Source organism: Bradyrhizobium sp. AZCC 2176, from assembly GCF_036924645.1.
Taxonomy (GTDB): Bacteria; Pseudomonadota; Alphaproteobacteria; order Rhizobiales; family Xanthobacteraceae; genus Bradyrhizobium.
The window spans coordinates 749,208-766,026 of the sequence record NZ_JAZHRX010000001.1 but is presented as its reverse complement, the minus strand read 5'-3'; the positions used below and the strand labels follow the sequence as shown (position 1 = coordinate 766,026).

At 61.1% G+C, this 16,819-nt stretch carries 24 protein-coding genes and 1 pseudogene; 14 read left to right on the top strand and 11 right to left on the bottom strand.

Annotated elements, in window-relative coordinates:
- Positions 1 to 35: 35 nt before the first annotated feature.
- On the bottom strand, positions 36 to 230 hold the full coding sequence (locus tag V1288_RS03480; protein WP_334355748.1) for a hypothetical protein: 195 nt from the start codon (positions 228 to 230) through the stop codon (positions 36 to 38).
- Between the two features lie 254 nt (positions 231 to 484).
- Between V1288_RS03480 and ettA the strand changes: the two genes are divergently transcribed.
- On the top strand, positions 485 to 2,134 hold the full coding sequence (ettA, locus tag V1288_RS03475; RefSeq protein ID WP_334355747.1) for an energy-dependent translational throttle protein EttA: 1,650 nt from the start codon (positions 485 to 487) through the stop codon (positions 2,132 to 2,134).
- Here ettA and V1288_RS03470 read toward each other — a convergent pair.
- Positions 2,094 to 2,582, bottom strand: a complete 489-nt coding sequence (locus tag V1288_RS03470) for a hypothetical protein (protein WP_334355746.1) — start codon at positions 2,580 to 2,582, stop codon at positions 2,094 to 2,096. The genes ettA and V1288_RS03470 overlap by 41 nt on opposite strands.
- Positions 2,583 to 2,628: 46 nt before the next feature.
- On the opposite strand from V1288_RS03470, the gene V1288_RS03465 reads away from it, so the two are divergent.
- The 4 genes from V1288_RS03465 to V1288_RS03450 all read left to right on the top strand — a co-directional run bounded on the left by V1288_RS03465 (position 2,629) and on the right by V1288_RS03450 (position 5,304).
- The gene (locus V1288_RS03465) at positions 2,629 to 2,838 is read left to right on the top strand and encodes a hypothetical protein (protein WP_334355745.1); all 210 of its coding nucleotides are present in this window, start codon (positions 2,629 to 2,631) and stop codon (positions 2,836 to 2,838) included.
- A gap of 216 nt (positions 2,839 to 3,054) precedes the next feature.
- Positions 3,055 to 3,645 carry a TIGR00645 family protein gene (locus tag V1288_RS03460; RefSeq protein WP_334355744.1) on the top strand — a complete coding sequence of 197 codons (591 nt, stop codon included), beginning with the start codon at positions 3,055 to 3,057 and terminating at the stop codon, positions 3,643 to 3,645.
- A gap of 73 nt (positions 3,646 to 3,718) precedes the next feature.
- Entirely contained in the window at positions 3,719 to 4,912 is a 1,194-nt protein-coding gene (locus tag V1288_RS03455; protein ID WP_334361182.1) for a lytic murein transglycosylase, read from the top strand.
- Between the two features lie 44 nt (positions 4,913 to 4,956).
- Entirely contained in the window at positions 4,957 to 5,304 is a 348-nt protein-coding gene (locus V1288_RS03450) for a YunG family protein (RefSeq protein ID WP_334355743.1), read from the top strand.
- A gap of 80 nt (positions 5,305 to 5,384) precedes the next feature.
- On the opposite strand, the gene V1288_RS03445 is transcribed toward V1288_RS03450, so the two are convergent.
- Both V1288_RS03445 and V1288_RS03440 read right to left on the bottom strand, forming a co-directional pair.
- A complete protein-coding gene (locus V1288_RS03445) occupies positions 5,385 to 5,657 on the bottom strand; it encodes a hypothetical protein (protein ID WP_334355742.1) in 273 nt (90 codons plus the stop codon).
- 229 nt (positions 5,658 to 5,886) lie between these two features.
- Complete coding sequence (locus V1288_RS03440; protein WP_334355741.1) at positions 5,887 to 6,198, bottom strand: hypothetical protein; 312 nt, start codon at positions 6,196 to 6,198, stop codon at positions 5,887 to 5,889.
- Between the two features lie 178 nt (positions 6,199 to 6,376).
- On the opposite strand from V1288_RS03440, the gene V1288_RS03435 reads away from it, so the two are divergent.
- From V1288_RS03435 to bfr, 4 genes are all read left to right on the top strand, one after another.
- Positions 6,377 to 6,655 (top strand): hypothetical protein, encoded by a 279-nt coding sequence (locus tag V1288_RS03435; protein ID WP_334355740.1) that lies wholly within the window; start codon positions 6,377 to 6,379, stop codon positions 6,653 to 6,655.
- A complete protein-coding gene (locus V1288_RS03430) occupies positions 6,633 to 6,806 on the top strand; it encodes a hypothetical protein (protein ID WP_334355739.1) in 174 nt (57 codons plus the stop codon). Before V1288_RS03435 ends, V1288_RS03430 begins: the two co-directional genes overlap by 23 nt.
- Before the next feature lie 30 nt (positions 6,807 to 6,836).
- A complete protein-coding gene (locus V1288_RS03425; protein ID WP_334355738.1) occupies positions 6,837 to 7,112 on the top strand; it encodes a (2Fe-2S)-binding protein in 276 nt (91 codons plus the stop codon).
- Between the two features lie 138 nt (positions 7,113 to 7,250).
- Complete coding sequence (gene bfr, locus V1288_RS03420) at positions 7,251 to 7,736, top strand: bacterioferritin (RefSeq protein ID WP_334355737.1); 486 nt, start codon at positions 7,251 to 7,253, stop codon at positions 7,734 to 7,736.
- Positions 7,737 to 7,842: 106 nt separating this feature from the next.
- Here bfr and V1288_RS03415 read toward each other — a convergent pair whose 3' ends face one another.
- Both V1288_RS03415 and V1288_RS03410 read right to left on the bottom strand, forming a co-directional pair.
- A complete protein-coding gene (locus tag V1288_RS03415) occupies positions 7,843 to 8,445 on the bottom strand; it encodes an MSMEG_1061 family FMN-dependent PPOX-type flavoprotein (protein ID WP_334355736.1) in 603 nt (200 codons plus the stop codon).
- A 66-nt stretch (positions 8,446 to 8,511) separates the two neighbouring features.
- Positions 8,512 to 8,865: a hypothetical protein gene (locus V1288_RS03410; protein WP_334355735.1), complete on the bottom strand. Its 354-nt coding sequence runs from the start codon at positions 8,863 to 8,865 to the stop codon at positions 8,512 to 8,514.
- Positions 8,866 to 9,203: 338 nt separating this feature from the next.
- On the opposite strand from V1288_RS03410, the gene V1288_RS03405 reads away from it, so the two are divergent.
- Positions 9,204 to 9,857, top strand: coding sequence for a hypothetical protein (locus V1288_RS03405; RefSeq protein ID WP_334355734.1), 654 nt, complete (start codon positions 9,204 to 9,206; stop codon positions 9,855 to 9,857).
- A 42-nt stretch (positions 9,858 to 9,899) separates the two neighbouring features.
- On the opposite strand, the pseudogene V1288_RS03400 reads toward V1288_RS03405, so the two are convergent.
- Positions 9,900 to 10,960 (bottom strand): annotated as a pseudogene (locus V1288_RS03400) (alpha/beta fold hydrolase).
- Between the two features lie 117 nt (positions 10,961 to 11,077).
- Positions 11,078 to 11,317, bottom strand: a complete 240-nt coding sequence (locus tag V1288_RS03395; protein WP_334355733.1) for a DUF2188 domain-containing protein — start codon at positions 11,315 to 11,317, stop codon at positions 11,078 to 11,080.
- A gap of 127 nt (positions 11,318 to 11,444) precedes the next feature.
- Here V1288_RS03395 and V1288_RS03390 point away from each other — a divergent pair, with 127 nt between their 5' ends.
- Positions 11,445 to 11,711, top strand: coding sequence for a DUF2277 domain-containing protein (locus tag V1288_RS03390; RefSeq protein WP_334355732.1), 267 nt, complete (start codon positions 11,445 to 11,447; stop codon positions 11,709 to 11,711).
- Between the two features lie 190 nt (positions 11,712 to 11,901).
- Positions 11,902 to 12,555 carry a hypothetical protein gene (locus tag V1288_RS03385; protein ID WP_334355731.1) on the top strand — a complete coding sequence of 218 codons (654 nt, stop codon included), beginning with the start codon at positions 11,902 to 11,904 and terminating at the stop codon, positions 12,553 to 12,555.
- Between the two features lie 432 nt (positions 12,556 to 12,987).
- Here the strand turns inward: V1288_RS03385 and V1288_RS03380 are convergent, their stop codons facing one another.
- A complete protein-coding gene (locus V1288_RS03380) occupies positions 12,988 to 13,854 on the bottom strand; it encodes an SMP-30/gluconolactonase/LRE family protein (RefSeq protein WP_334355730.1) in 867 nt (288 codons plus the stop codon).
- 496 nt (positions 13,855 to 14,350) lie between these two features.
- Between V1288_RS03380 and V1288_RS03375 the strand changes: the two genes are divergently transcribed.
- Positions 14,351 to 14,581: a hypothetical protein gene (locus V1288_RS03375; RefSeq protein ID WP_334355729.1), complete on the top strand. Its 231-nt coding sequence runs from the start codon at positions 14,351 to 14,353 to the stop codon at positions 14,579 to 14,581.
- 62 nt (positions 14,582 to 14,643) lie between these two features.
- Here the strand turns inward: V1288_RS03375 and V1288_RS03370 are convergent, their stop codons facing one another.
- On the bottom strand, positions 14,644 to 14,991 hold the full coding sequence (locus V1288_RS03370) for a hypothetical protein (RefSeq protein ID WP_334355728.1): 348 nt from the start codon (positions 14,989 to 14,991) through the stop codon (positions 14,644 to 14,646).
- 153 nt (positions 14,992 to 15,144) lie between these two features.
- On the opposite strand from V1288_RS03370, the gene V1288_RS03365 reads away from it, so the two are divergent.
- Positions 15,145 to 15,369 (top strand): hypothetical protein, encoded by a 225-nt coding sequence (locus tag V1288_RS03365; protein WP_334355727.1) that lies wholly within the window; start codon positions 15,145 to 15,147, stop codon positions 15,367 to 15,369.
- A gap of 272 nt (positions 15,370 to 15,641) precedes the next feature.
- Here V1288_RS03365 and V1288_RS03360 read toward each other — a convergent pair whose 3' ends face one another.
- Positions 15,642 to 16,814, bottom strand: a complete 1,173-nt coding sequence (locus V1288_RS03360) for a cytochrome P450 (RefSeq protein WP_334355726.1) — start codon at positions 16,812 to 16,814, stop codon at positions 15,642 to 15,644.
- Between the last annotated feature and the right edge of the window lie 5 nt (positions 16,815 to 16,819).

Here is a 16,819-nt window from a genome sequence, read left to right as displayed (position 1 = left end):
CTTAAATGCAGGGCAGGCTCAAATAACCGGATGGCTCAGTTCGAGCGGCCGAGATGCTTGGCGTGCCAAGCCGGGCCCGGGCCGCGCATATAGTGCAGTTCCGGCCGGTAGGGGTCGAACGCCTTGGCGATGAACTGGCGCCAGAAGGCGCGGAGTTCTGCCAACGGTTTTGCCAGACCGGCGCTTGCATGCGCCGGGGCGGAAAGGGATGCCGAACCGATCGTAGCCATGACGCGGGCCCTTCGTTTTCAATCGCGGCGGCTGGCCGCGTAAAACGCCTTATTCGGCGCCTGAAAACGAGTTTTCGCCTGATTTATTAAAAGATAGTTTCAATTGTCGGGATCTCGGCGCACATGGTGTCCATCCCGTATTCATCCGTGGTGAACGGATGGAAAACGGGTTCCCGCGGTTGCCCTTTGGCGGCTGCGCCGCTACATCAGCGGCAGCAAATCTCCGTAAAATCCAACCGTTTCCAGGGATCGCGATGGCTCGCCAGTTCGTCTATTTCATGCAGGGTTTGACCAAGAGCTACCCGACCCGGAAGGTGCTCGATAACGTCCATCTCTCGTTCTACCCCGACGCCAAGATCGGCGTGCTCGGCGTCAACGGCTCCGGCAAGTCGACGCTGCTCAAGATCATGGCCGGCCTCGACAAGGAGTATAATGGCGAGGCCTGGGTCGCCGAGGGTGCCCGCGTCGGCTATCTCGAGCAGGAGCCGCACCTCGATCCTTCCAAATCGGTTCGCGAGAACGTCATGGAGGGCGTCGCCAAGCAGAAGGCGATCCTCGATCGCTACAACGAGCTGGCGATGAATTATTCGGATGAGACCGCCGACGAGATGACCAAGCTGCAGGACGAGATCGAGGCCGCGGGCCTCTGGGATCTCGACAGCAAGGTCGACCAGGCGATGGATGCGCTGCGCTGCCCGCCCGATGATTCCGATGTCACCAAGCTTTCGGGCGGCGAGCGCCGCCGCGTCGCGCTCTGTAAGCTGCTGCTCGACCAGCCGGAGCTCCTGCTGCTGGACGAGCCGACCAACCATCTCGACGCCGAGTCGGTGTCCTGGCTGGAAGGCCATCTGCGCAATTATCCCGGCGCGATCCTGATCGTGACCCACGACCGCTACTTCCTCGACAACGTCACGGGATGGATCCTCGAACTCGACCGCGGCAAGGGCATTCCCTACGAGGGCAATTATTCGTCCTGGCTGGTGCAGAAGCAGAAGCGCCTCGAGCAGGAGGGCCGCGAGGAGGTCGCGCATCAGAAGACGCTTGCCCGCGAGCAGGAATGGATCGCGTCGTCTCCCAAAGCCCGCCAGGCCAAATCCAAGGCACGCTACCAGCGCTATGAAGAGCTATTGAAGCAGGCGAGCGAGAAGCAGACCACGACCGCGCAGATCACCATTCCCGTGGCCGAACGGCTCGGCCAGAACGTTGTCGACTTCGAAGGGCTCCACAAGAGCTTCGGCGACCGCATGCTGATCGAGAATCTCACGTTCAAGCTGCCGCCAGGCGGCATCGTCGGCGTGATCGGTCCCAACGGCGCCGGCAAGACCACGCTGTTTCGGATGATTACCGGGCAGGAGAAGCCCGACCAGGGCACCATCACCGTCGGCGAAAGCGTGCATCTCGGCTACGTCGACCAGTCGCGCGACGACCTCGACGGCAAGAAGACGGTGTGGGAGGAGATTTCCGGCGGCAACGAATTGATTCTGCTCGGCAAGCGCGAGGTGAACTCTCGCGGCTATTGCTCCTCGTTCAACTTCAAGGGCGCCGACCAGCAGAAGAAGGTTGGCGCGTTGTCGGGCGGCGAACGCAACCGCGTGCATCTGGCCAAGATGCTCAAGTCAGGCGCCAACGTGCTGCTGCTCGACGAACCGACCAACGATCTCGACGTCGATACGCTGCGCGCGCTGGAAGAGGCGCTGGAGGATTTCGCCGGCTGCGCCGTCATCATCAGCCACGATCGCTGGTTCCTCGACCGCATCGCCACGCACATCCTGTCCTTCGAGGGCGACAGCCACGTCGAATGGTTCGAGGGCAACTTCCAGGACTATGAGAAAGACAAGATGCGCCGGCTCGGCCAGGACAGCATCATTCCGCACCGCGTGAAATACAAGAAGCTGACAAGGTGAGCCTCTGCTTGATGTCGCCGAATCCGTCGAGAAAGTTGCGCGCGCGGGGCAGCGCGTCATGAAGGAATTGCGTTGGCTCGCGCAGCCAAAGTCCCTCGATTTGCCACGAGCGCTGTTCTGAAATCAGAACATCGGCCGGCAAGTCCACCAGCGCAGCGTCCCAGCCGGGAAAGAATCGCCGGCCGCGCCTGAAGGCCAACGCGAGCAGGCGCTGTTCGGTGGTGAGGCCGTGATAGTCGAAGGCATTGATCCCGTCGGTGACGTAGATGTGGTTGCCGCCAAATCCGGCTGCCGGCTTGATCCATCGGGCGCGGAATTCGAGATCGGGATATCGTTCCAGAAACGCAAAGGCCAGAACCTGACAGGCACCGTTAGCGAAGAAGTGCCGGTCGGGCCGGTGCCACCGCCGGACCGGATCGGTCTTCACGTTGATCTTCGGGAAGAACATCGCGGCCACGGTTCACAATGAGTCGATATCGTGATAATGTCACCCGATGACCGAGACGGACAACACGGACAACATCGTCCTTGAGCACCTGGGCCATATCCGCGGCGCGATTGATGATGTGCGGGATGATATTCGCGAGGTAAAGCAGCGCGCAGGCAATCTCGAGAACCAGTACGCCAATATGTCGAATCGTCTTGATCGGATGGATGTCCGCATCGAGCGTATCGAGCGGCGTCTCGATCTGACGGACGCGTGAAGATTGTTTCTTCTCGCTCCTGCCTTGCGAGATGCTGCAGCCATGGCTTCGGCTACGATTGAGATCGTGCCACACCGCTATTTTGCCCCGAAGCTCCTGATAACGTGACGATCCCGTAATATGCGCTGCGGCCAGTTGTCGCTTCACAGCGCGGTCAGATTGCGTAGATATAGGCCTCCTTCCGCAATTCGAATCCACGCAAGCGAGCCCTCCTGAATGTCCCTTACGCCCGAAACGCCCTTGCCGCCCGAAGCTCAGCGGAAGGCATTGCGTCCGATACCGCTGCTGATCTTCAGTTCCCGCTGGCTGCAACTGCCGCTTTATATTGGACTGATCGTCGCACAGGGCGTCTATGTGGTGCTGTTTCTGAAGGAGTTGTGGCACCTGTTTGCCCATTCCTTCGACTTCAGCGAGCAGCAGATCATGTTGGCGGTGCTGGGCCTGATCGACGTGGTGATGATTTCCAACCTGCTGGTGATGGTTATTGTCGGCGGCTACGAGACGTTCGTTTCGCGTCTCAATCTGGAAGGACATCCCGATCAGCCGGAATGGCTCAGCCACGTCAACGCCAGTGTGCTCAAGATCAAGCTCGCGATGGCCATCATCGGCATCTCGTCGATCCATCTGTTGCGCACCTTCATCGAGGCCGGAGGATTGACCTCGGGCAAGAGCGGCTACACCGAGACCGGCGTGATGTGGCAGACCATCATCCACACGGTTTTCATTCTGTCGGCGATCGGCATTGCCTATGTCGACAAATTGTCGAATGTTTCCACCGAACACGCCAAACAGGCCGTCTCGCATTGATGGGCGGCGCGTCGATCGACAGGATTCCGGTTTGCGACAAAGGTTGATAGCCGCGGTTCTGATACTGGCAGCGATGACGCCGGGCGCGGTGCGCCCGGCCCGGGCCGCCGACGCCGCCTTCACTCAGTTCGTCGCCTCGCTGTGGCCGGAGGCGCAGGCGGCCGGCGTGTCGCGCGCGACGTTCGATGCCGAGACGCGTGGGCTCGAGCCCGACTACAAATTGCCCGATCTCCTGCTGCCCGGCCGGCCTGCCACCGGCGCACCGTCGCAGGCCGAGTTCGTACAGGTGCCGGCCGATTACGTGAAGGAAGCTTCCATCGCGCGGCTGGCAGCCGAGGGGCAGAAGCTGATGCAGCAGCACCGCGCAGCGCTCACCGAGATCGAAAAGCGCTTCGGCGTTCCCGCCAGCGTCGTCTTGGCGATCTGGGGGCGCGAGACGGACTACGGCCGCTACCGGCTGCCTTACGACACGTTGCGCGTGGTGGCGACGCAGGCCTATGTCGGCCGGCGCAAGGATCAGTACCGCAGCGAATTCATTCTCGCGCTGAAGCTTCTCGGCGAGGGCGCGGTGGCGCGCAAGGATTTCCGCTCGTCCTGGGCCGGCGCCACCGGCTATACGCAATTCCTGCCGTCCGAATATTACAAGCACGGCATCGATCTCGACGGCGACGGCCGGGTCGATATCTGGCATTCGGTGCCGGATGCGCTGGCGTCTGCCGCGCAGCAGCTTGTCAACAAGGGCTGGCAGGCGGGCGTGCGCTGGGCCTATGAGGTAAAGGCGCCCGCCAATGTCGATTGCACCACGGGCGTGCCCGAGGTGACCAAGCCGATCGCCGAATGGCTGCGGGCGGGTTTTGTGCCGGTGCGCGGGCAGAAGTTGAGCGCAGCCGAGCTGGCGCAGCCGGCCTCGCTGTTGCAGGTGGAAGGCACCTACGGCCCGGCGTTCCTGACCACAAAGAACTACTTCGTCATCAAGGAATATAATTTCTCCGACTTGTATGTGCTGTTCGTCGGCCATCTCGCCGACCGCATGACGAGCCCGCAGCCGTTTGCGACCCCATGGTCGGTCTCGACGCAGTTGCGCTCGGCCGATGTCGAAGCCATGCAGCGTCATTTGACGCGCATCGGCCTCTACAAGGACAAGCTCGACGGCAAGGCGGGCATGCAGACCCGCGCGGCATTGGGCGCGTATCAGAAGTCCGCCGGCCTCAAGGTCGATTGCTGGCCGAGCGAAGCGGTGCTGCGCGCTATGAGCGCGGGGCGCTAGCGCGTATCATTCACGAACAAGGGCGACCGAATTCGAGGATGTCGATGACCGCAGGCAGCACGCTCCTGGTCGATTTCTATCGGCAACTCCGGCGGTCGTGGTCGATCGAGACCAGCAGCCGCTGGCGGCGTGACAACCCGGCATCCGGGCAGTGCGGCGTGACGGCGCTCGTCGTTCATGACAAGTTCGGTGGCGAGACCCTGAAGACCGATGTCAACGGCGCCTGGCATTTCTACAACCGGATCGATGGAAGTCGCGTCGACTTCACAATGAGTCAATTCGACAGCCCGATTGGTTACGACGATGTCCCGAGCAGCCGGGACGAGGCGCTTGGCGATTGTTCGAAGCAGCAATACGAGTTGCTGAGGAGCAGGGTGGCGGACGTCGTTTGACGCCGCGGCAAAGAAAAAGCCCGGCCGAGATATCGGCCGGGCTTCGATCAAGGTGCGCGCTCGCGCATCAATCGATCAGATCAGTTGCAGACCTCGACGCGGCGATAGCGCCAGTCATAGCCGTCCCAGAAGCGCTCGCGCACCATCCGGCAGGCCGGGTAGGGCGCTTCTTCCACGTACACCGGTCCGCCGTATGCCGGACGGCTGGAGGCGATCGCGCCACCGATGATCGCGCCGCCGAGCAGGCCGGCCGCCACGCCTGCGGCAACGCCACGCTGTGCGCTTGCGGGCGTCGCGACGAGCGAACCGGCAATCGTTGCGACCGCGACCAAGGCAGCAAATGTCTTCTTCATGTCCTGGGCTCTCCTGGGGTGGCGCCTTCGAGCGCCGGGTTTAGGGATGACTCACACGCTGTTTCGGACTGCCGCTTCGCTAAAAAGCGCACATGGGTCAATCGAAAGTAAACGTTCTGAAGCGTGACCGAAAAAAACGGTCTTTTTCAGGCCAGAAATGGCATGCATCCCGGAAAGCGGCGCCGTTCCGGGATGTGGGGCGCTAATTTAATGAAGATGAACGGGGGTGCTAGTCGCAAACCCTGACGTTGCGGACGCGCCAGCCGTAACCATCCCAGAACCGCTGTCGCTGCCAGATACAAGATTCGCCATAGCCGGGATCGACGACATAGGCCGGGCCGCCATAGCCGGGCCCGTAATAACCCGGGCCGTAATAGTAGCCGTTCTGCGAAGCAATCGCGCCGCCGACGATGGCACCGCCGATCAATCCGGCGGCGACCCCTGCCGCGACACCACGTTGCGCATGGGCGGGAGCCGGGACTGCCACGGCGGAAACCGTCAACGCGGCGGCGGCGCCGAGCGCCATCAATGTCTTCTTCATGGCCTCACCTTTCTCGTGGGGAGCAAAGCACGTTAAGTGTTGTCCCGGCAAAGGTTCCACATTTCACTTGAATGATCAATGAACGGCAGTGCCTCCGGGGGCGACGAAAATGGGAGAGATCGGCAGATTGCGGTGCAAAGATACCTAAGACCCCGCCCGCATTTGGAGCGAAGACACAATGACAAGCGGAATGACGGCATTCGTGGTGGCGGTCGGCGGGATGTCGCTGATCTGCTACCTGTTGATGAGCCGGGTGCAAAACCGCAAGACGCAGCGCGAGAGCGCAGGTGGCGACGCTTCCAGCATGGGCCCCAGCGGCAGTTCCGATGGCGATGGCTGGAACCTGTTTTCCTGGTTCGGCAGCGACAGTTCTTCATCGGATAGCTCCACTTCGTCCGCCGATTCCAGCGGAGACAGTGGCGGAGGCGGCGGCGATGGCGGTGGCGGCGGCGATTGACGCCGAAAACCGCCGGCAACTCAGCGCCAGTGTGATCTACCGCAATGCCGCCTTTTTAGATTCATTCCAGTATTTCTCCGGCATCAGTTTGGAATTGCTTGAAAATGCGGCTTTTCCTTTTGCATCTCGTCGCGCTCTTAAATATCGATGAGGTCGCATCACCGAAGGTTTTACCGATTTCATGATCGTCTGTTCCTGCAACGTTTTGAGCGACCACGATGTCCGCAATGCTGTAAGCGCATCCTCGGACCTGCCGCGAAATCCGAAACAGATTTACGGTTGCCTCGGCTGCAGCGCCGAATGCGGCCGGTGCGCGCGCACCATCAAGACCATCATCGACGAAGCGCTCGGCGCCTGCGCCAAGGAATGCTGCTCCGGTTGCCCGCACAGCCGTCACGCCGCCAACGACGAGCCCGCGCAGGAAACTGCTCCGGCGTTCGCGCTCGCGGCCTGCTGAAAATCCCTTAGAATCCACTGGTTTTCGCTGTTCCCACCGCTTTTTCCGCGGAACAGTTGCTCTTGGCTCCAAACTGATTTAGAAGCGTTCTAAATACAGTGTCAGGCCACCTTTGGCCTGGGAAAATCGGAGTGGACCATGCAGGGCGATCCCAAAGTCATCGACTATCTCAACAAGGGCCTGCGCAGCGAGCTCACCGCGATCAACCAGTACTGGCTGCATTACCGGCTCCTGAACAATTGGGGGCTTTTGGAATTTGCCAAGGTCTGGCGCAAGGAATCCATCGAGGAGATGGAGCACGCCGACAAGTTCACCGACCGGATTCTGTTCCTCGACGGCTTTCCCAACATGCAGGTGCTCGATCCCCTGCGCATCGGGCAGAACGTCCAGGAGATCATCGAATGCGACCTTGCAACCGAGATGACGGCACGCACGCTCTATCAGGAAGCCGCGACCTATTGCCATGGCGTCAAGGATTACGTCTCGCGCGACCTGTTCGAGAGCGTGATGAAGGATGAGGAACATCACATCGATTTCCTCGAAACCCAACTCGATTTGATCAAGCGCATCGGGCTTGATCTCTACACACAGAAGCATGTCGGCGGGCTGGAGAACGGGGACTAGACTCTATCCTTCGTCATGGCCGGGCTTGACCCGGCCATCCACGTCTTCGTCGCCGCGACACTGCTAACTCGTGGATGCCCGGGACAAGCCCGGGCATCACGGAGCCCTACAACTGCGTCTTGTAGCGCTCGTAAATCACGTCCTGGCTTTCGCGCTCGCCGAGACCGGTCTGGTCGTGGATCACTTCGCCGATGCTCGGCATCACCGAGCGCTCGACCCGCTCACCCGCCCACAGCTTTGAGCGCATCAGCGCCTTGCCGCAGTGGAAATAGGCTTCCCTGACCTCGATGCGCAGCACCGCGCGCGGCGGCTTGCCGAACTCGACCATCGAGGCCATCAGCTCCGGATCGACAGACACTTTGCCCCTGCCGCCGACACGCAGCGTCTCGTCGATCCCCGGTACGAAGAAGATCAACTGCACGAAGCCACTTCCCTCGACGATGTTGCGAAAACTGTCGATGCGGTTGTTGCCCGAGCGATCCGGCATCAACAGCAGGTTCGGTCCCGCAACATGGATGAAGCCGGGATTGCCGCCGCGCGGAGAAGCATCGACGCTGCCGTCTGAGCCTGAGGTGGCCAGCACGCAGAACGGCGACATGCCGATGAATTTCTTCGCATGGACGTCGATCTCCGGCCGCGCTTTTGCGATCACGCGGGGCGAGGGTGCAGGATAGATCGAGGCGAGATCGCTGGCGGAAAAATCGGTCACTGCGCGGCTCCGTTCGGTTTCGGCCAGATTATCATCCCGCGGCGCGGGCGTCATCCCTGAGAGAATCTAGACCGCGTCCGCCGGCACGAAGCAGCTGATGATGATGCTGCCGCGGTGGTGCACGTACCACACCACGGCTTCGCCGATCGGGTTGCCCTGATCGCGAATGACCGCGCGCTCGGGCACCTGCATCCATTGGCCTTCGATCGGAACCCAATAGGCGCCAGCGCGAACGTCGTAGGTGGTGCGATGTCCGTCCGACTCATCGCAGCAGGGCACGCCGTTCGGCGCGATCACGCTCTTGAACCAGGCGCGGATATCAGGTGGCACGTGGCGGAACTGGCCCCTGTCGACGGCGAGCGCCGCGCCGGCCAGCACCGAAAGGCAGGCCAGCAAGAACAGTGGCGCAAGCCTTCGCATCCGATCCTCCGCTGCGTTTGTCTTTATCCCCCGCGGGGCATGCCGCCCACGATTCGTAATCTCAGGACAATTCAAGCGGAGCCGGATCGCAGATGCACGCTCAAATAATGAGCGATGTGAGCGAGGCAAATTTGATGCGTTGCGAAATCGGAACTTCCAGCCGGCGTACTGTACACGGTTTTGATGCGCGCCGCGGTTGGCTCAACACGCGCACCGAACTGATGGCTGCCGCTAATAGGGGCAGCACGAACGTGCTATCGATCTCGCGTGAGAATTCGTGGTGAGCTGGCCGAGCCAGCACAGCCGCTCCACGGTCATCCGGCACGATTGGAAACGCGTTGGGCACGAACACGAAGATAGCGATAGGCTTGCTTTCACCCGCGGGATTGCTGTTTGCGCTCCCTGTGTTGCTCTGGGCTTTCGGCTTTACCGAACGCTTCGGGCTGGAGAAATGCAGCATCGGTTCGATTAGCGGTGCTGAATACCAGAACATATTGTCGCGGGCTGGCGAGCAGCGCTGGACGGTGTGGCCTGGCCTGTCGAATGGGGTGTTCTGGCCATCGGACAGGGGCTTTCGCGGTCCGACGGCATCCTTCAATAGCAATCTGAATGATCACCTTCTCTCAAATATCAGAGGGCTTGCTGGACCCGATCCGTCCGTTAGTCGCCAACTGGCCGCTGCCCACGCTGTTATGCGCAGCATGGGCGCAGAATACGTCCAAAGCCAGGAAGTGCCGGACATGCGCCTGGATCACACCGGTTCGCGCGTCTATTTCACATACTACATGGCGCAAGTGCGTTTCGCGCCTGTGTGCGTTCTTTGCCTGATATGGTCGTACACGACCATTGACGTGATCTTTTCGCATGAACTTGCCACCGAGCGATACGAGTTGCAGGCAGTCAACGTTCTGCACGCCGGGCTGAAAGGTAGCCCTGACAAAAACAGGGCGCGCAACGTCCCATGGGGTAGCTGCCCCGAGCTTCGAAGATGACGGACGATTGGATCGCGCGCTCGCTTCAATGTTCGTGCCGGTTCACATGGCCCGCTGCGGTGCGGTCTGCAGCAGCTCCTCCAACTGCTTCTTGTAGAATTTTGCATTGCCGGTCGTGAGATGGCCGCGCGTTTCGCTGGAGGCGGGGATCAGGAACAGGCGGCCGTTCTTGATGCGCTTCATCGCTGCGTCGGTGACGCCGGTTTCCGGCGGATTGCGCTCGTCGTCGGCGGCGTTGATCAAGAGCAGCGTCGCTTCGATCTTCTCGAGCGATGGCGCAGGGTTATAATCGTGCGAGGCTTCCCACTGGTAGATGAAGTCGTTGGCGTCGGCGGTGATCGCTGTCGCCAGCCGGTCGTCGACCATCTTGTCGGCCTTCGTCGCCGTCGGCGCCAGCGCCTGATAGGCCAGCGTGCCGCCGCCGGTCGCGATGCCAAAGGCGTTGATGGCGTATTTCATCATGCGCGGCTGGGCGGTGTAATTGCCGCCATTGTAGTCCGGATCGTTCTTGATGGTCTCCAGCATCATCCGCCGCAGCATCCAGTTGCGCGCCGCCATCTCGGTCGGCTGCGACGCCATCGGTACCAGCGCGTCCATGAACTGCGGATATCTACCGCCCCAGATCCAGGTGTGCATGCCGCCCATCGAATTGCCTATGACGAGCCGCAGATGTTTGACGCCGAGACCTTCCTTGACCAGGCGATACTGCGCGTCGACCATGTCCTCGTAATTGTATTTCGGAAACGCGGTCTTCATGCCGTCGGAGGGCTTTGCCGATTTGCCGTGGCCGACACCGTCAGGAATGATGATGCAGTATTTCGCGGCGTCCAGCGGCTGGCCGGGACCGAACAATTCGCCGCCAAAGCCCGCCGTCAGCATGCTGGCGGCCGAGCCGCCCGAGCCGTGCAGCACCAGCACGGGCTGCCGGTCGGCTCGCCGATGGTGGTGTAATGCAGCCGCAACTCCGGCATCGTCTCGCCGGTGTGGAATTTGAAGTCCCTGGCGATCCAGTCGCCCTGCTTCGGCGCTGGATAATCTGCGGCGAAGGCGGTGACGGAGGTCAAGGCAAGGGCGGCCGAGAAAGCGACGTGCGAAAAATTCATGATGGTCTCCCCGAGGGCTGCGGCGATCTTTTGCACCGCTTGCGGGGGAACCTATCACACCGGCTGTTTCCGTCACCAGGTCGGCGGCACTGCGAGCCGCCCATGCGTTTTCGAGCTCTAGCCCTCCACCTCGGTTTCCGGCCGGTCGTTACCGGCCGCGGTCTCCGAGCGCCATTTTCCATCCGGGGTCTCGTATTCGATCACCTCTGTGCGGCCCGGCACCCGCTGCTCGGCCGCCACGCGCCGGGCGGCGGCCAGCGCTGCGGCGCGGTTCGGAAACGGCTCGGAAAACACGCCGTTGACGGTGTAGGCCCAGCCGCCGTCATGTTCGACGATCTTGTAGGTCACATGGGTCATCGGGAACTCGCTGTTTGCAGGTGCCGACAGGGGTGAACGCGCCGCGCGATCCATGACAGAATAGGCCACGCTGTCGGATTTTGCACCGGCCGTTCGTCCTTGACCGACGGGTGCAGAGGAGAGAACCATGTGCCGCAATATCAAGACCTTGTTCAACTTCGATCCCCCGGCCACGCACGCCGAAATCCATGCTTCCGCGCTGCAATTCGTGCGCAAGCTTTCTGGCTTCAATTCGCCGTCGCAGGCCAACGCCGAGGCGTTCAACCGCGCGGTCTCCGAAGTCTCCGACAGCGCGCGGCGGCTGCTGGCCGCGCTGCAGACCAATGCCCCGCCGCGCGACCGCGAGGTCGAGGCCGAGAAGGCGAGGGAACGCTCGCGGGCGAGGTTTGGCTAGGGCCGCGGGCCTAACGGTTGACGCTTGACCGACCTCAAACAAGTCGATTCTTTTATCGAGCGACGATCTCATAAATATCGTGCAACGATCTCACAAACGCCCTAGGGCTGCTGTCCTCCTGCCTCCCTTCCGTCAAACCAGGATCGCCTCTTCCCTCAAGAATTTGGAAGAACCGTCGGTGGAGGTACCAATGTTATACTCGCAAAGCCCACCACTGACGGCCGAAGAACCTTCGTCCGGCGGGCTTGCGCACGATCCGGACGTCCGATCCGATCAGCGCATTGGCAGACGGCGCATGACGCCGTCGATCGATCCTCCCCATCACTACCGCTTCGGGGAGGGTCGGCCGGCGAGCGGCCGGCCGTCGATTGGCAGGCGAATATTCCGCAGCCTTACCCGGTTCTCTATTGCGGTTCTCATCGGTGTCGGCGCCACGCTTGGCTGGCAGTCCTACGGTGATGCAGCAAAGGAGATGCTGGTAGCCCGGGCTCCGGCGCTGGCCTGGGTGTTATCCGTTTCGACGACGAAGTCGCCAGTCGCGGCTGCAACTTCCACTGACCCGATGCAGCAGCTTGCGCCCTTGGCGTCCAATCTCGATGTCGTGCGGCGCAACGTAGAACAACTCGCTGCCAAGCAAGATCAGATGGCCCAGAACATTGCGGCACTAAAGGCCGTTGAGGAGGACATCAGACAGAAGATGTCATCCACGCCTCCGGCCCCGGCCCAGCAGGCGGCCTCTATCCCGCAGCCCAAACCTCCGCAACCCAAGGCGCAATCATCGGCCCTACAGTCGTCGTCGGTGGCTCGCCCGCCGCCTCCCGCCGGACCACAGCTCGCGCGCTGACGGCCCAGATTGCCGGCGGCGAAATTGATCAACGCCTTTCCTTTTGTGACCCGGTCAACTTATGGCGACCGACCCTCCCGCCCCAGTTCACTTCGAGCTTCATTTTGAGGGGTTATCACCGCGCTCACGCAACATCGGTGGCGCGCTCCTCTGCGACCGTCGCTTCCAACTCGGGATGCGTGCCATGACTGCTGTGGTGGCGCGTTTGAGACATGCCGACCGGTTCTGAAGATGTCTGTTAATCGGGGCAGACCGGAAGTGATCAGTACACCATCAAAGCGACCCTAAGCAGACATCCGCTCCGAGCACGCCAAGTTCCTGTTTCATCCGATCGTCCGCCTTCGTTGCTGAAGACGGCGATTGTCGCCGCGCCGTATTCTTTTCGCTCGCGGGAACCGCGCACGGGCCTAATGCTGGTCAGGCGCAATCCTTTCAGCGTGGATCGATCCTGTAAGCCACAACAGTGCCGTCCATCATCATCGGGATCATGACGGTACCGTCCGGCCCCACGCCGAGATCGGCGCTCCCCTTGGTGAGCGGTAGGAGGGGTGTCGGCTTGCCATTGTTCGCGACGCGGAACAGACCGCCGCTTACCCAGTCGGTGACAAGATAACCGCCCTTGCCATCGGGCTCGACGCCATCGAAATTGCCGACTGGTGTCGAGTCACCAAGAGCGGACACCTTCTTCGTCGCGAGGTCGACCGCCTTCATGTGGCCAGGTACCTTGGTCGAGAAGTCCGGGGCCATCTTGCCCCACGACGCGACCACAAGCCTCCCGTCCTCGACGAGGAGCCCGTTCGGGTTGTCGAGCGCGTCATCCTGCATCAAGAGAGACAGCTTGCCGCCGTCGAGCACCCAAATGCTGTTTGTCACCATGTCGGATGCGTAGACCCGTCCCCCCTTGTCAGCCGCGAGGTCGTTCAAGAACTTGGAACCGGGTGCCTCGTATCGGTTGATAATTTCACCCTTGGCGATGTCGATTTCCGCAATCCGATCCACGTCTGCGGCGTACAGCTTGCCGTTGGCAAGCGCGAGCCCGGTCGGACTGTCGAGTCCCTTGATCCACTCGATTGTCACAACCTTTCCGTCCGGCGCGAGCTTTGAAATGAAGCCGTTGCCATCCTTTTTCATCGGATCGCCGTTGACGTTCGACACATAAATGGCCCCCGCGGCTCGGTCAAAGACCACTGACTCGGGCTGCTTGAAGCCACTCGCCTCCCACAGCTTCTGAGGTTCCGCGGCGACGGCATTGAAGGTAAGCACAGCAAACACCAATGCGGAGAGCTGAGGTGTCCTCATGGTAGCCTCCTCCTGATTGCCCCAAGGAAGGAAAGAGCCCGTCAGGGCAGACGTTCCTCCCGTTTTCCTTTTATGGCAGGCGCCAATTTGCCTTTGACTTCTTTGCTCCCAAGCGCCCGCCGCTATTCCCAGAAACGTTCTTTCCGCGCGTCTCGTACGAATGAAATTGCGAAGCTCATTGCACCACTCGCTCATGGCCGAGCACATCGGGCTGTGCTCTTGCCGTCGAACATATAGAGCTGCGCGCGTGGGATGGTGCGGGCGCTGAATGGGCAAGCGCTATTCAGCACTTCGGGCGAAAGCTTTTCCACTGCACTTTTCGGACCTCACGCGATGTCCGACTTGGGTCCGGAATGCGTGTCAAAGCGGACGTCCACCAACCACTCCGGATTTATGGTTCCAGCCGCCTGGATTCGAGCACGACGTGATACGCCTCACGGTGCGGCGAGGCAGTGGCGTCCATGATGGCATCGGATGTCACCATCGGAGGGATGCCATGGATCAGGCCAGGCGATTGAAGCTCGCCGCCGTCTTCTTCACCATCTTCTGGATCGGCGGGATGCTGTGGTGGGGCGGCGAGTATCACCCCGCCTACATCATCCTTCTCGCCGTGTGCGGGACCATCGGAGGCTACCTCCGATGCCTCGCCATGCGCTGGGTGTTTTTTCAGCACATGCGTCTGCTTCCGCTGAACGGCGATCAGGGCGATGGCCGGGAGACGCCGTGATACGCGCGCGTTCGGCTGAGCGCTGCTGAAGCGCGCCTTGGGGCCGACAGATGATCCCGGTATTAGATGAGCCGAAGGGTCAACTGGCGCAAGGGATGGATGTGGGTCTGCACAAAGTCGATCAGATGATCCGGCACCGGCACACGATCCATGTCGCAGCGCATCTGGATTTCGGCCGCCATATCCGAAGAAACATCTTCGGACCAGTGTTCGAGCGTGTTGAACGCCACGATGCAGACGGGGCTATTATATTGGCCGGAAAGTAGATCGCCGACGATGGTTTCAATGTCGGCTTTTTCGATCTCGGTTTCTCGGTAAACCGTACCGTTAGAAAAGCTATCTACGACAAGGTAGACGGTTTCATCCGCCCCATAGGGTACCACGCCGGGTGAGAAGTCAGTCTTTGGCATATGCGCGCATCCTGCAACTCACGCGATTCAAGTGCTGTCCACCCCCAGCGGTTCCAATTTTATTCCACTTTTTCCCGAATTTGCTATCATCAGAACCGTCCTATCGCTCGCAAAGGATGTCGATTCACCACAAGTGCCCGGAGAGGTAGTGCCATGACCAGATTGGATGATCGTACGATTGCCAACATGGACTTCGTTCTGGAAGAGACTTGCACCATCTTCCCCAACGGCGGCGATCACGAACGACGTCGCTACATCGCCCAAAAGCTAAAGCTCAGCGCGAAGAGGGGAAACACCACCTTGGGCGGATTGAGGGCCGTCGCACATAGCGCGCTCAACGAGATAACGAAGCAACGGCAGCCTAACTCCCGCTCCTAGGAATTGGCAGCACATATCGAGCGCTCTTGATCCGCGCGATCGGCGTAGCAGCGAGACGTGGAGCCTAAGAAGACGGTGTGATCAGAAAGCGACGCTGTGGCACTGAATTCCGTCAGCAAGCCTGACGGTAATTGCCCGGAATGGACGACCGTGAAGCATTGACTAAGAATGCCGCTTTCTCCCCAAAGCGTATATTTGCGTTCGCCCGGCACACATTCGCCGGGCTTTCGCGCGGCCGAAATAGAAGTCGGCTTCATGACTATCTGCAACGATCAGCCGGCGTCCCACTTCACCGGCAGGTTGAGCAGGCCGCGAAACGCCCAGCCGCCGATTCGCACCGGTTCGCTCCCGTCGAGCCGCAGGCCTTTCAACCGCGCGAACACGCTCGGCAGCGCGACGTCGGCCACCATGGCGCGGGAGGCGAACGCGCCGGCGCAATAATGCGGGCCGGCCCCGAAGGCGATGCTCTTTTGCGTATCGCGCGTGATGTCGAAACGGTCGGGCTCGGCAAAGCAGGCCTCGTCCCGATTGGCCGAGCCGAACATGAAGAACACGCGGTCCTCAGGCTCGAAGTCGACGCCTGCATAGCTCCACGGCTTGGCGACGCGGCGCGGCGACATCTGGATCGGTGCGATCCAGCGCGCATATTCCTCGAAGACGTCGATCCATTTTACCTTGCCCTCGCGCACCAGCGCGAGCTGGTCAGGATGCGTCAGCAGCGCCCAGGTCGCGCCTGATATCGCGTCGCGCGGCTCGTTCTGGCCGCCCGAAATTGCGAGCTTGATGTTGGCGCGGATGCTTTCCATGTTCTGGCCTGAAGCCAGCAGCACGCCGAGGATCGAGGTGTTCGGGTGTTTCTTCACCACCGGAATCATGTCGTCGATCGCGGCATCGATGCCTGATGTCGCCGCATGGCAGCGCGCCTCGACCTCCTTGTTGCCGGTGTAGTTGGCGATGCCGTCGATCATTGCCTGTGACCACGCGTCCATGTCCTGGTAGCGCATGTTGGTGAGCCCGGTGACGTCCTTCAGGCATTCGGCCGACAGCGGCAGCGCCAGCGCTTTGCAGAGGTCGGCAGAGCCTTTTGGCGCGAGTTCGTCGAGGATGCGCTCGGCGTGGGCCTGAAACTGCCGGACCCAGGTGTCGCGCACCGTGCGCGGAGATACGGCGGGAAACATCGCCTGCCGCTCCGTCATGTGCGCCTCGCCATCCTTGCGCATCATGTTGTGGCCCATCAGCACATTCATCAGCCCGTTCGGCTGGTGCGAGGAGAACACGTCGATCCGCTTTTCCTGGGTGAAGATGTCGTCGCGACGGGTGAACACGGTGGAGCCGAGCTGCGGCACGAAGGCGATCGGCGCCTCCTTGCGCATCTGCGCAAGCGCGGGGTAGGGGTCGGCCCAGAAGCTCGGTACGTCGATGTCGAAATGCTGTGCGTTGGACATGATCT